Source organism: Acinetobacter sp. 8I-beige, from assembly GCF_902505955.1.
GTDB lineage: Bacteria > Pseudomonadota > Gammaproteobacteria > Pseudomonadales > Moraxellaceae > Acinetobacter > Acinetobacter johnsonii.
Genome location: NZ_LR732790.1, coordinates 2,074,648 through 2,088,576 on the forward strand (window position 1 = coordinate 2,074,648; position 13,929 = coordinate 2,088,576).

Genomic DNA, 13,929 nt, shown 5'->3' on the forward strand with positions numbered 1-13,929 from the left:
TTGCACATAAAAAGCCCTCATGATGAGGGCTTTTTTAATCAGATCAGGTTTAGATCGAGAAAGATGAACCACAACCACAGGTCGTTGTTGCATTTGGGTTTTGCACGATGAAACGTGAACCTTCTAAACCTTCAATATAATCCACCACTGAACCGACCAAATATTGATAACTCAATGAGTCAACCAACATTTTCACATCACCATTGATAAATTCTGCATCGTCTTCATTTTGGTTTTCAGCAAAGTTAAAACCATAAGAAAAACCTGAACAACCACCGCCCGTGACATATACACGAAGCATTAAATCCTGATTCCCTTCACTGTCACGTAATTGACGTACTTTATTTGCGGCATTGTCGCTTAGTTCAAGTGCTTGGGCATTCATCTTAGATTCCTCAGTTCGGTTCAGCTGTCTTTCAAATCAAAAAGACCATATTTCGAGTATAGCATACTCAATATATGGTCCCTATTTGAATATTTAAAGTCAAATCAGACTAATTTTCTCAAGATTGTTTGTAATTTTCATCCTGTAGTCCACATTCAAAGTTTTTCGCCGCTTGTTTACAACGGAATTGCCATAACAGTTTCATCATTCGCTTATCGTAAATACCGCGGTTGGTGAGATCAATTCGTGCTTCCCGCATCATCTTTTGATAACCGGGTTGATCTGCAGCGGGCACCTGCATCCAATATTTTTGCGGAATTTCAGCTTTCATTTTACCCAAGATACCGAATGCACGCGGCAGCTGGCCTTTGACCCATTCCCGTGATTTTTGTCCATAGCCCACAGGGAATTTATCCGGACGAATAATGATATTGCCTGTGACCTGTAAAATCGGATAATTCACAATGGCCCCTTTCGTCCCCAAGCCTTTATGTAACTCTAAGGGTTTAAAAACCGCTGCAGGCGCACCAATAATATCGACTTGACCGTTATTAAACTTTGCACCAAAGTTCGTGACATCGGCACTCACAGCTTGCGCACCAATTTGTTGAACCATGACTTTTTGCGCTTGGTCATAGTCTAAAACCGCAATTTTCTTGCCTGCGGCTTTCGCTACAGTATTGATGCTACGGTCATTCACCAATAAAAAGGCATCCCCCACAGGAATCACACCTGCGACCTCGTACTTACCATTGACCATATGTTTAGCAAAAGTTGGGCTGGCCAAGCCTTGCATCACTTTAACCGCTAAACTGAGATCGGGAATCGCGCCAATCGCGTCAAGTGAGCCTGTAAACGAATTAAATTGACGCCCGCGCATGCCTGTAACACTAATGGCATCGCATTTTCCTGCTTTAAAATCCTCAGCAATCACGGCTTCATTTTGTCCGACCCGCAGTTCAATATCCGCGCCCCAGTTTTTAGCCGCCAACTGATAATCTTTCATCAGGCTATACACATCACCATTTTTACCGACCAAGTCGAATACACAAACCACTTGTTTGGCCTGTGCCATCGCTGTTGCAGAAATGACTAATGTCCCGACACTGAGGCTTTTCATCCACTGTTTCATGTATCTTCCTTTTGACTTATTGTTGTTTATTGTGATGAGCCATTCACTTCTGCTCTTTGTTATTTTTTAATGCCCCGAATGACAATGCACTCGGTTCAAAACCACTCATTTCCTACGCGCTATACAAATTAGCTGCTTCAAATCCATTTAAATCGGTCGGTTAAAAGCAAAAAAGAAAGCTCAATTTAAACTGAGCTTTCTTTGATTACACTCGAAAATTACTCACCGCCCAGTGAGCATTCAAAGTTGGCTTTATCCACCGAGCAACGGGCTTTTTTCAAGACTGACATCATTGCTGGATCATAAATGCCTCGTTTGGTCATATCCATCCGACCATCGCGCAGCATTTTTTGATATTTGGTTTTGTCTTCTGCTGTGAGGTTCATTTTGTATTTTGCAGGAATGCCTGCTTCTAAACGACCAATCATTGCGATGCTTTTCGGTAGGTTTTTCACAAACCAATCTCGCGATTTTTGTCCAAAGCCTGCGGGGAATTGATCTGGACGAATCACAAAGTCAGCTGTCACTTGTAGTACAGGGAAGTTAAACATGGCGCCGTTCGTGCCTAAACCTTTATAAATTTCTAGGGGCTTATAGGCATAAGCCGGTGCGCCGACCATATCAACTTGACCATTATTAAACTTCGCCACAAAGTTAGACACATCGGAAATCACCGCTTGCGCACCGACGCGTTGCACCATGATTTTTTGGGCATCGTCATAGCCCAAGACTGCAAACTTTTTACCTGCCGCTTTTTCAATGGAATTAATACTTTTATCTCGTACAAAAATAAAAGCTGAACCTAAAGGTGCAATCCCTGCCACTTCATATTTTTTACCGCTAAGATTGGTCACCATTTTGGCCGCATTACGCTGATCCAATGCAAAAGTAATCGCACGTTGTGCAATGGCATTGCTTGGAGCACCGCCCAATGCATCAATAGAACCGACAAATTTATTGTACTGGCGTGCACGCATAGCGGTCATAAACACGCCATCACACTTGCCTGCTTTAAAGTCGTTGTCGGCAACGGCTTCATCCTGACGAGGGATTAAATTAATTTCAGCTCCCCAGCCTTTTGCCGCCAAAGCCCATTCTTGCGCCATTTGATAGGACTCACCAGATTTGCCAAGCAAGTCAAATACACAGATGTCCACTTTAGCCGCTTGTGCTGTCGACGCTACACCCAAAGCAGAAAAAGCAGCGAGTGCGAGGGTTAATTTTTTCATTCTTGTGTCCTTGTTCGTTTTGTTGTTTGACAGGTGTCCATACACATGCAAAATATTAAGCAAGTTAAAATTAAAAAAATAGAGCATTTACTCAAAAATTACTGTCAATTGGGCAAATTTTTTTCTTTTCTCTCTTTTTTATTTTCACAGGATTAGTAAAAGCATTTTAAATTCATCATATTAAAATAAAAATCCTGCATCATCCGTTTTACATGAATGATGCTTAATATTACAAAGAAATACAGATTTTCACCTTATTCACCGCCCAATGAACATTCAAAATTGGTGCGTTCAACCGTACAGCGGGCTTTTTTCAACACGCGCATCATCCCTGGGTCATAGACCCCTTGTTTGGTTAAATCAATGCGCCCTTCCCTTAGCAAGCGCTGATATTTTTCTTTGTCTTCCTTGCTGAGTTGCATTTTGATTTTATTTGGAATGGCAGCTTCCAATCGCTGCACCATAGCAAAGGATTGCGGAATTTTTTGCAAAAACCATTGCCGTGATTGCTCGCCAAATTGAGCAGGAAAACGCTCGGGTCTTACAATTAAATCTGCAGTGACATTGACTACGGGAAAGTTAAGCATAGCCCCTTTAGAGCCTAGACCTTTTTCAATTTCTAAGGGTTTATAGGCATATGCAGGTGCAGCAACCACATCCACTTCGCCCGTATTAAACTTTTTTATAAAGTTGGAAATATCCGACATTACAGGTACAGCACCCACTCGCTCCACCATCACCCGTTGTGCCCGGTCATAATGCAGGATGGCAAATTTTTTACCTTGCGCTTTTTCGATGGTATTCAGACTTCGGTCTTTTACAAAAATATAGGCTGAACCAATCAAGCCGATACCTGCCACTTCATAACTTTCCCCTTGTAATGTGGTGGTCATGCGCTTGGTATTTCTAGCATCCAACACATATTCCACCGCCTTTTGTGCAATTTTATTGCTTGGCACTCCGCCTAAGGCATCAATCGAACCTGCGAACTTGTTATAGGTGCGCGCGCGCATTGAGGTCATATACACCGCATCGCATTTATCATTTTGAAAGGCTTTATCGGCCAAGTCTTCGTCCTGAAACGAAATCAACTGTACTTGTGCACCCCATTTTTTACTAACCAAAGCCCATTCTTCTAAGAATTTATAAGATTCCCCCGCTTTACCCAGTAAATCAAAGACACACACCTGCTGCTTCGCTTGCAGCATACTGGAGAAAGTACACAGTGCGAGCGTCGATATAATAAAAAATCCTTTTCTTTTCATTATTATCCCTTCATATTTTTGTTTTACTGGGAAAATATATCTGTGTGCTACTTCTCAATATAGGTCAAAAAAGGTCAACTTTTAGCTTTCCGACCAAAGGTCAAATGATTTCATCCTCCTCTTAAAATCAGCTATTCAAGATTTCCGTTCAGATAAATTTTGAATGTTTAGTCTTTTGCTGACGCATCCATTAGAATAGGCACACCTTTTTCTGATATTTGATAGTTCCATGATTCAGCTTGATCAAGTTTCATTGCGCCGTGGTGGACGAGTGTTATTTCAAAAAGCCTCCATGCAAATCCATCCGGGTTGGAAAGTTGGTCTCACCGGTGTCAACGGTGCTGGAAAATCAACCCTGTTTGCTGCGCTCTTAGGCTCGATAGGTCCTGATGATGGCACCCTAAGCCGCCCTGCCGTATGGACGGTGGCGCACATGGCACAGGAAGTAAAAGCCTTAGATATGGCTGCAATTGATTTCGTCCTGACCGGTGATGAAGAATATTGGAACATTCAACAACAGCTCAACCATCCTGAACAGTTAACTGACACTGAACTGGCTGATTTACATGGCCGATTCGACGAAATTAACGGTTATTCCGCACCCGCTAAAGCCGCTCAGCTTATGGCGGGTCTGGGTTTTATGGAACATCAAAACCAACTCTTGGTTTCGAGTTTCTCTGGTGGATGGCGCATGCGTTTAAACTTAGCGCGTACCCTGATGAGCCGTTCGGATCTATTATTACTGGATGAACCGACCAACCACTTAGATCTCGATGCTATTTTATGGTTAGAAGATTGGTTAAATGCCTATACGGGCACCCTAATTTTAATTTCGCATGACCGCGATTTCTTAGATGCGATTACTAACCGTATTTTACATATCGAAAATCAAGAACTCACTCTCTATAGCGGCAACTATTCTACCTTTGAAACCACTCGTGCTGAACGTTTAGCCCAACAACAACAAGCCTATGAAAAGCAGCTCGAAACACGAGCACATATTCAAAAATATATTGATCGTTTTAAAGCCCAAGCCACTAAAGCACGTCAGGCACAAAGCCGAATTAAACAATTGGAACGGATGCAGCTGCTTGCGCCTGCGCATGTCGATACCCCATTTACCTTTAGCTTCCGTGAACCCACTAAAATGAGTTCACCACTGCTGACTTTAGAGCAGGCTGATATTGGTTATGGCGACAAACTGATTGCCACCAATATCAACATACAAATCACCCCGACGAGCCGAATTGGCTTATTGGGGATGAATGGTGCAGGTAAATCAACCTTAATCAAATCCTTGGTCGGTGATTTACCTTTATTGGCAGGACAACGCAAAGCCTCAGAGCTACTGAATATTGGCTATTTTGCACAGCATCAAATGGACTCACTGGATGAGTCCGCCAGCCCAATGCTGCAATTGGCACGGATTGCGGATAAAAAAATCAGTGAAGCAACCTTACGTGCCTTTTTAGGCAGTTTTGGCTTTAGTGGCGAGCGAATGGATACCCCATGCGAGAGCTTCTCTGGTGGTGAACGTGCACGTTTAGCACTGGCTTTAATCGTATGGTTACGTCCCAATGTGTTGATTCTAGATGAACCGACCAACCACTTAGACTTAGATATGCGCCATGCACTGACCATGGCTTTACAAGACTATGAAGGTGCTGTGGTCTTGGTTTCGCATGAACGCCAACTGATTGCCAGCGTATGTGATGACCTCATTTTAGTCCATGCTGGAAAATCGACCGAATTTGAAGGCGATCTACACGATTATGCCAACTGGTTACGCCAAGCGCGCCTAGAAATGATTAAACAAGGCGGAATCGTAGCGCCGATCGTGTCTAAAGTCAGCACTCAAAAAACTATGGTTTCAAAGGTTGATAAAGAAGCGCAGCGTAAATTAGCTGCACAGCGCCGTGAACAAACGCGTCCGATTCGTAAAAATATCGAAAAATGTGAAAGCCTACTGGCAAAACACCAGCCACGTTTACTCAACATTGAAAGTTTACTCGGTGATGCTGGCCTATATGACGCTGCACGCAAAGATGAACTCATGAAACTAATGAATGAGCAAACTGAACTTAAAAACCAAGTCAGTGAAGCTGAAGAACAAATGCTAGAGCTGATGATGGAACTTGAAGAACTCGAAAGCTCATTCGAAAACGAATAATCTTTCCTCATATACCCTGCCCGCTCTGTTTATGCATGGCGGGCATTTTTATGTCTTAACCATTTTGATTGATTTACTTTGCTGCAACACCAATCGATCTCCCAAAACCTGCCTTTTCGGTCTATGCATGTAATTCAATAGGACATGCACCCACCTAGTCTGAGCATTTTAAAAATATAAGTGATTGAAATTAAAATTTTTTCTTAATAAATAAAGCGATAAATTAATTGATTTTCATTGTTTAGATATTCTTAAAAAACAAAAAACAAGATTGTTTAATATAGCTTAATTAATTGAATATTCAACTATATACAGCCCTATTTCCGTAAATTTCACAGCTTAAAGCCAAATACAACCTTCACAACAGACAGCGAATATCCATCATGTGCAGACATGCACCTTTCAGCACAACAAGTTTTGAATTTAAAAAGAGAGAATAAATTTAAAAGATCCGATTTAAATTTAAAAATAAGGCAGGGTTTTAAATTTAAAGACCGCACTTAAAACATCTGTGGATAAAATTATACGTATTTTAGCAACTGATATAAAGTGCTATTTTTATTTATCCACAGGCTAATGTTGTTTATTTATTCAGTTGTTTTAGGCAAATCCATCCTCTTTTTTGCGCTCTTTTTACTTAATTTAATACGGCTCTTTGCGCCTTTAAAAAACGTAATTCTTGTATTTTCCATCCCTGATCGAAGACCCATGTTTCTTGGATTTGTTGGCGATTTTCAACCAAACCGATCAAGACCTGACAGCGTGTTTGGTCACGATCAAACTCAAATTCTTCAAATTCGATGTCGGGTTTTTGAGGTTTCCAAACGCCATTTTTCACAGCATGCGCGATCTTTTCATAGCGCGTATAGTTACTTTCTACACGATCAGCTTGTTCATAGACCACCTTAAAATGCTCATCTTCATATTGAGCTAAAACTTCATAATTGCCCGTAAAAAATGCATTCACCCAAATGTCGCGTACTTGTTCTAGTTGATTATCCATCATAATGACCTCACATTTTGCACTGTGCAAAAGACTTAATACTCACATCATGACATCGCTATAAGTCAGTTTAATAACAGTGTACATTGCTTATATTTTATTCAAAAGCATAAAAAATGCTGTAAAAAAAAGCACCCCGCAGGGTGCTTTTATGGCTTATTTTGTAAAGCGCTTAGGCATCAATATCCGCATTCAATGCATTTTCTTCAATGAATGCACGACGTGGTTCCACATCGTCACCCATCAAACAAGAGAACATACGATCGGCTTCAATCGCATCCTGAATGGTAACTTGCAACATGTTGCGGTTTTCAGGATCCATAGTGGTTTCCCAAAGCTGCTCCGCATTCATCTCACCCAAGCCTTTATAGCGTTGAATCATCATGCCACGACGGGAATCAGATAAAATATGTTGCCATACCTGATGGAAGCTAGTGACTGCAATTTTGCGATCACCTTTTTGTAGGTATGCGCCATCTTCAAGCAGCGTAAACCAGCTCTTAGAGTTCTTCAACAAACGTGCATATTCACCAGAACCCAATAAGCCTGCATCTAATAAATAGCTGTGTGGTAGATTGTGTACATAGATGGTTATACGAGGCAAGTAAGTCTCGATTTTTTGACCATCTGCTAGCTCTTTTTCAAACGTTTCTAAACTTAACTCTGGACGCAAGCTCGGTTGAATCTCTGCCACAGCACTGCGCACTTGTTCAGCCCACTGCTCGACATAAGCTCGGTCATGGTTTTGATCAAGCTTAAAGCCTTCAACCGAAATCAACGCATCTAAGACACTGGCAGGATAACGTACAGTTAAACGCTGTAAGCTCTTCTGAGACGTTTGATAATCTGCAATCACATTCGCCAAAGCTTCACCACGGATTGCAGGTGCAGCAGCACTGATATGCAATTCAAGCTCATCAATCGCGTTTGAAATTAAATAAGTTTCAAGCGCATCATTATCTTTCAGATATTGCTCTTGCTTGCCTTTTTTCAGCTTATACAGTGGTGGTTGAGCAATATAGATATAACCACGTTCCACCAGTTCAGGCATTTGACGGAAGAAGAAGGTCAACAATAGGGTACGAATGTGCGAACCATCTACGTCAGCATCGGTCATGATGATGATTTTGTGATAACGCAATTTGTCCGGATTGTACTCTTCACGACCAATACCACAACCCAATGCCGTGATCAGCGTACCGACTTCTTGAGATGAAATCATCTTGTCAAAACGCGCACGTTCCACGTTTAGGATTTTACCTTTCAACGGTAAAATCGCTTGCATCTTACGGTTACGGCCTTGTTTTGCTGAACCGCCTGCAGAGTCACCCTCGACCAGATACAATTCAGACAATGCAGGGTCTTTTTCTTGGCAATCTGCGAGCTTACCTGGTAGGCCTGCAATATCCAACGCACTTTTACGACGCGTCATTTCACGCGCTTTACGTGCTGCATCACGAGCACGTGCCGCATCAATGATTTTGCCTGCAATCGATTTTGCAGCTTGTGGGTTTTCAAGCAAATATTCAGAGAATGATTTGTTCATTGCCTGTTCAACCGCAGGTTTCACTTCACTGGAAACCAGTTTTTCTTTGGTTTGTGAAGAGAATTTCGGATCAGGCACTTTCACTGAAACAATAGCAGTTAAACCTTCGCGTGCATCATCACCAGAAACCGCTACTTTCTCTTTTTTGAGTAAGTTTTCGTTTTCCATGTAGCTGTTTAGACCACGTGTTAATGCCGCACGGAAACCCGCTAAATGCGTTCCACCATCTTTTTGTGGAATGTTGTTGGTAAAGCAACGTACGTTTTCTTGATAGGTATCATTCCACTGCAACGCCACTTCAACACCAATGCCATTTTCAGCCTGTACGGTGAAATGGAAAATGTCATTCAGATGGGTTTTGCCTTGGTTAATATATTTCACAAACTCAGACAGACCGCCTTCGTAGTCAAACACATGTTCTGCATGAATACGCTCGTCACGCAAAACAATGCGCACGCCCGCGTTTAAGAAAGACAATTCACGTAAACGACGTGCCAAAATATCAACATTGAAAATGGTTTGGCTAAAAGTTTCAGCACTTGGCCAAAAACGGACAGTTGTTCCTGTCGTATCCGTATCCCCCACAACAGTCAGTGGGTAAACCGGATCACCGTGTTTATATTCTTGTTGATGAATATGACCTGCACGATGAATCGTCAGTTCCAACTTACGTGACAAGGCATTCACAACCGATACACCTACACCATGTAGACCACCTGAAACCTTGTAGCTATTGTCATCGAACTTACCACCTGCATGCAGAATGGTTAAAATCACTTCTGCGGCAGAAACCCCTTCTTCAGGGTGAATATCGGTCGGAATACCGCGCCCATTGTCCGATACGCTTACAGATTCATCTTCGTGAATCGTCACCAAAATTTCATCACAGTGACCTGCAAGCGCCTCATCGATCGCATTATCCACCACCTCAAACACCATATGGTGTAAGCCTGAACCATCATCCGTATCACCAATATACATACCCGGACGTTTACGTACTGCGTCCAATCCACGTAATACTTTGATACTAGAGGAATCATAAGCTTTTTCTGTGGTTTGTTCCGTTTGAGAAGCAGCTTGTTGATCTTCTGAACTCATGGTTTCTCCCTAGCGAAAAATAGGTCTATCCCGTGATGGGTAAAATCTAAAATCATTGTGCGACAACTTGAACTTGACCGTTTTCAACACAGAATAATTGATAAGAAATAGATAAATCATGTAAGTGATTTTTGACTGATTCATACTCTAAAGTGGTAATAAAAACTTGACTACCCAGTTGGCTCAATCGCTCAATTAAACGTTGTTGTGCTGTTAAATCTAATTCTGCTGTCAGATCATCTAATAATACCACAGTTTCCTTATTACAAGCATGTAGCATTGCAATCTGTGACAGTTTTAAGGCTATGATTAACAGCTTTTTTTGTCCACGTGACAGCACGACATCGGCATCGCCAAGGCTTGTTTTTAAACGTAAATCTGCCTTGTGTGGACCATACTCGGTATAGCGCCGTTCAAGGTCTTTTTGATGGTGACTTTGCAGGTCATTCAGCAACCCTAACTCGGTATGAAAGCCAGGGCTATATTCTAACTGAACCTCGATATCTGGCAGCAGGTGTTTTAAATCTTGCTCAAAAAAGCCCTTCCACTGCTCCACAATGCTGACGCGCTGCGAATGCAGCATTTCCCCATAGTCACTGAGCATTTTGTTCCACGGCTCCAAATCTGCCAGGCTTAGATTCCGTCGTGTTTTTAGTAAACTATTACGCTGTTTTAAAGCACGTGAATAATATTGCCATGCATGATAAAACTCAGGTTCCACGTGGAACATCAGCCAATCTAATAACTGCCGTCTAGGCTTGGCACCATGATCAATAATATCGGTACTTTGCGGATCAATCAGTTGCAAAGGAAGAATCTTAGCCAATTGACCTTGAGTGGCAATGTTGTCGCCATTGACCTTGATGAGCTGTTCACCAGACAACAGCTTTTGCATCCCTATTTTTTCAGAACTGGATTGGGCAAAGACAATCGCGTTGTGGGTATCGGTTTGAATATAGTTTTTCGGAATATGGGTACGAAAGGAACGTCCAGTCGCCAACAGATGAATGGCTTCTAAAATCGAGGTTTTACCTGAACCATTTTGTCCATAAAAAACATTAAACGGTTGCAATCCATGGAGAGCAACCGTTCTGAGATTTCGAACACGTTCGATGTTTAAACGCGTGATTTGCATGCCTGAACCTAGGGCTTAAACACGCATTGGCATGACCACATAGGTCTGATCTTGATGAGCTGGATCTTGCACTAGAACCGATTGATTTGCTTCGGTCATCGTCATTGACACATCATCACCATCCAATGCGCCTAAGACTTCCAATATGTATTGGGCATTAAAAGACATTTCCATTGGCGCATTATTATATTGAATCGCCAAATCTTCTACGGCTTCGTCTTGCTCTGGGTTATTGGCACGTAGCTGCAAAGTATCTGCGGCAAAGTTTAAGAACACACCACGTAGTTTTTCATTACTTAAAATCGAAACACGTTGTAAAGATTGCTTAAAGACATCATGTGCAATTAACACATTTTTATCCCCACCACGTGGAATCACACGGCGATAATCAGGGAATTTACCGTCAATCAGTTTCGTGGTGAAACGAACCGTCGTATCCCCTTGTTCTTTGTCACGGCTGGCAATAGAAATGGTCACATTCAATAGTTCACGACCAATCAACAACGCCAATTGTTCATCTTCAATGCTCAATAAACGCTGTAATTCGCCCACTGCTTTACGTGGGACAATGGCTTGAATCAATTGAGTGGCATTTGAGCTAGCAACAGTTTCACACAGAGCTAAACGGTGGCCGTCTGTGGTCACTGCACGCAGTTGATTATTATCAATTTCAAGTAAGGTTCCCGTGAGATAAAAACGCACATCCTGCACCGCCATAGCAAATGCAGTTTTTTCAAATAGGCGCTTTAATTCACGCTGTGTCACTGCAACTTGCGTGCCTTGCGTGTTCTCTGTGGTCAATAACGGGTAATCTTCAGCCGGTAAAGTCCCCAACACAAAACGGCTATTACCAGACTTTAAAATACAACGTTGATCTTCAGTAATTTGTAAGTCTATCAGTGCAGCAGTCGGTAAAGATTTACAAATATCCATCAACTTACGTGCAGGAACCGTGGTTTCACCCGCTTGTAAACACGCCCCTTCTGCAAGAGGGGTACTTGCAACCAATTCGACTTCTAAGTCTGAACCTGTGATCGTCAACGACGCTTGGCTTACTTGTACTTTAACATTTGAGAGAATATTTAAAGTATGGCGACGTTCAACCGCTCCTACGACATGTGATAGAACATTAAGTAAGCTTTCTTTCGCGATTTTTAAACGCACGATACATTCCTCGAAAAACTGAAGATAAAATAATAAATAAATGTGTTTTTAGCAGTGTACTATGCGGCAGAACATGCCGCATTGCAAGAATAGAATTTGAGCAATTTTGCTTAACTTTGCAGCAAACGTTGTAAGTTTTTATAGTCCTCATTGAAGATCGGATCTTCATCGCGCAGACTTAAAACTTTTTCACAAGCATGCATGACGGTACTGTGATCTCGGCCGCCAAAAGCCATACCAATTTCAGGGAAACTATCTCCCGTTAGCTCACGTGCCAAACCCATTGCCAATTGGCGCGGACGAGCATAAATACGGGTACGTTTAGGCCCAACCAACTCTTTGAGTGGGATTCTAAAGTACTCACTCACCACACGTTGAATATTTTCAGTACTGATGGTTCGTGCACGAATGGCCAAGACGTCTTTTAATGACTCACGCACAACATCCAAATCAATAGCTGTACCCTTAAAACGTGAAATGGCCACCACTTTATTCAGTGCACCTTCCAATTCACGTACGTTTGCAACCACTTGTTGCGCAATAAATAACGCACAGTTTCTCGGTAATTCCACATCATTGCTTTCTGCTTTTTTCAGCAAAATTTCAATACGGGTTTCAATATCAGGTGGCTCAACCCCAACCGACAAGCCCCAAGAGAAACGTGAAACCAAACGTGGATCCAATTCCGTTAATTCTTTTGGATAGCGATCTGAAGTCAGAATAATTTGCTTAGATTCGTCTAAAAGTGCGTTAAAAGTATAGAAAAACTCAACTAAACTCGCCTCTTTACCCGCCAGCAAATGAATATCATCGACCAACAATAGATCTAAAGATCGGCAATTTTTCTTAAATTCTTCCACTTTGCCTTGTTGTAAAGAACTAACAAAATCTTGAACAAAGCTTTCTGCCGTCATATACATGACACGTGCATTCGGTTTGGCTTGCAACAAGGCATTGCCCACTGCTTGCATTAAGTGTGTTTTACCTAAACCGGTGGGGCCATATAAAAATAAGGGATTGTGCTGAGAAGCACCTAACTGAGTTAAAACTTTACGACACGTTTCAGCAGCCATTTGGTTTGAACGACCTTCCACAAAAAGTGAAAAGGAAAATAAAGGATTTAACTGACGTTTACGGCTGTTTTTAGAATTCCCTTCTTCTTTTTCTTTTTTCGGACGTACAACAGGTGCTGGAGCAGACTCTAAAGCTGCCGTCGTCGTTGCAGGTTGCTCACTCGCAGATAAAATTGCACCTGGACGTGAATCGACTAAAATTTCAACTTTACGTACACGCCCTTCAGAGAGCTGCTCCACTAAAATTGTAATCAGCTCTAGGTGATGTTCTTGAATGTAACGTGTCCAATAGGGATTTGGAGCATAAAGACGTAATGTGTCATTTAACTCTTCTGCAACTAAAGGGCGTATCCACATTGTAAAGACATTCCCAGAGAGCTCTTGTCGCAAGCGAGTTAAGCAGTCCGTCCAAAGCATGTGAAACCCCTATTCATTCCATCGATAATTAATAAAAACACCAAGTACCCACCGAAGCGGGTCGCCATTCTAACTAAGTTATCCACATCTGTCATGGAAAATTCTGCAAATATTGCTCAAAAAGCCTGCTTATGAAAATAAATTTAAATTCAAATACTGGTGTGGATAAGGTTATCCGCAAACTGTGGATAGAATATAACACAAAGTTATCCACAAACTATTAATTTTATAAAAACAATCTTATCCACATCATATTTTATTGTTTTATAATTAAAAAAGTGTCATTTCCACAGAAAAAGACCACCCTAATAG

Annotated in this window: 10 protein-coding genes; 1 reads left to right on the plus strand and 9 read right to left on the minus strand. The window is 41.8% G+C overall.

Going from position 1 to position 13,929, the window contains the following annotated elements; all coding sequences use genetic code 11:
* Positions 1–49: 49 nt before the first annotated feature.
* The 4 genes from erpA to GVX98_RS09990 form a co-directional block, all read right to left on the minus strand.
* Positions 50–385 carry an iron-sulfur cluster insertion protein ErpA gene (gene erpA / locus GVX98_RS09975; RefSeq protein ID WP_004697409.1) on the minus strand — a complete coding sequence of 112 codons (336 nt, stop codon included), beginning with the start codon at positions 383–385 and terminating at the stop codon, positions 50–52.
* Positions 386–503: 118 nt separating this feature from the next.
* Positions 504–1,517, minus strand: a complete 1,014-nt coding sequence (locus tag GVX98_RS09980) for a putative solute-binding protein (RefSeq protein ID WP_159127925.1) — start codon at positions 1,515–1,517, stop codon at positions 504–506.
* A gap of 218 nt (positions 1,518–1,735) precedes the next feature.
* Positions 1,736–2,746 (minus strand): putative solute-binding protein, encoded by a 1,011-nt coding sequence (locus tag GVX98_RS09985; protein ID WP_125281102.1) that lies wholly within the window; start codon positions 2,744–2,746, stop codon positions 1,736–1,738.
* 254 nt (positions 2,747–3,000) lie between these two features.
* Positions 3,001–4,011 (minus strand): putative solute-binding protein, encoded by a 1,011-nt coding sequence (locus GVX98_RS09990; RefSeq protein ID WP_171503315.1) that lies wholly within the window; start codon positions 4,009–4,011, stop codon positions 3,001–3,003.
* A 229-nt stretch (positions 4,012–4,240) separates the two neighbouring features.
* On the opposite strand from GVX98_RS09990, the gene GVX98_RS09995 reads away from it, so the two are divergent.
* The gene (locus GVX98_RS09995; protein WP_159127926.1) at positions 4,241–6,181 is read left to right on the plus strand and encodes an ATP-binding cassette domain-containing protein; all 1,941 of its coding nucleotides are present in this window, start codon (positions 4,241–4,243) and stop codon (positions 6,179–6,181) included.
* 637 nt (positions 6,182–6,818) lie between these two features.
* Here the strand turns inward: GVX98_RS09995 and GVX98_RS10000 are convergent.
* The 5 genes from GVX98_RS10000 to dnaA form a co-directional block, all read right to left on the minus strand.
* A complete protein-coding gene (locus tag GVX98_RS10000) occupies positions 6,819–7,187 on the minus strand; it encodes a hypothetical protein (protein ID WP_159127927.1) in 369 nt (122 codons plus the stop codon).
* Between the two features lie 169 nt (positions 7,188–7,356).
* On the minus strand, positions 7,357–9,828 hold the full coding sequence (gyrB, locus tag GVX98_RS10005) for a DNA topoisomerase (ATP-hydrolyzing) subunit B (protein WP_159127928.1): 2,472 nt from the start codon (positions 9,826–9,828) through the stop codon (positions 7,357–7,359).
* Between the two features lie 52 nt (positions 9,829–9,880).
* A complete protein-coding gene (gene recF / locus GVX98_RS10010; protein ID WP_159127929.1) occupies positions 9,881–10,963 on the minus strand; it encodes a DNA replication/repair protein RecF in 1,083 nt (360 codons plus the stop codon).
* A 15-nt stretch (positions 10,964–10,978) separates the two neighbouring features.
* A complete protein-coding gene (gene dnaN, locus GVX98_RS10015) occupies positions 10,979–12,127 on the minus strand; it encodes a DNA polymerase III subunit beta (protein WP_159127930.1) in 1,149 nt (382 codons plus the stop codon).
* A gap of 110 nt (positions 12,128–12,237) precedes the next feature.
* Positions 12,238–13,617: a chromosomal replication initiator protein DnaA gene (dnaA, locus tag GVX98_RS10020; protein ID WP_004697428.1), complete on the minus strand. Its 1,380-nt coding sequence runs from the start codon at positions 13,615–13,617 to the stop codon at positions 12,238–12,240.
* Positions 13,618–13,929 lie beyond the last annotated feature (312 nt).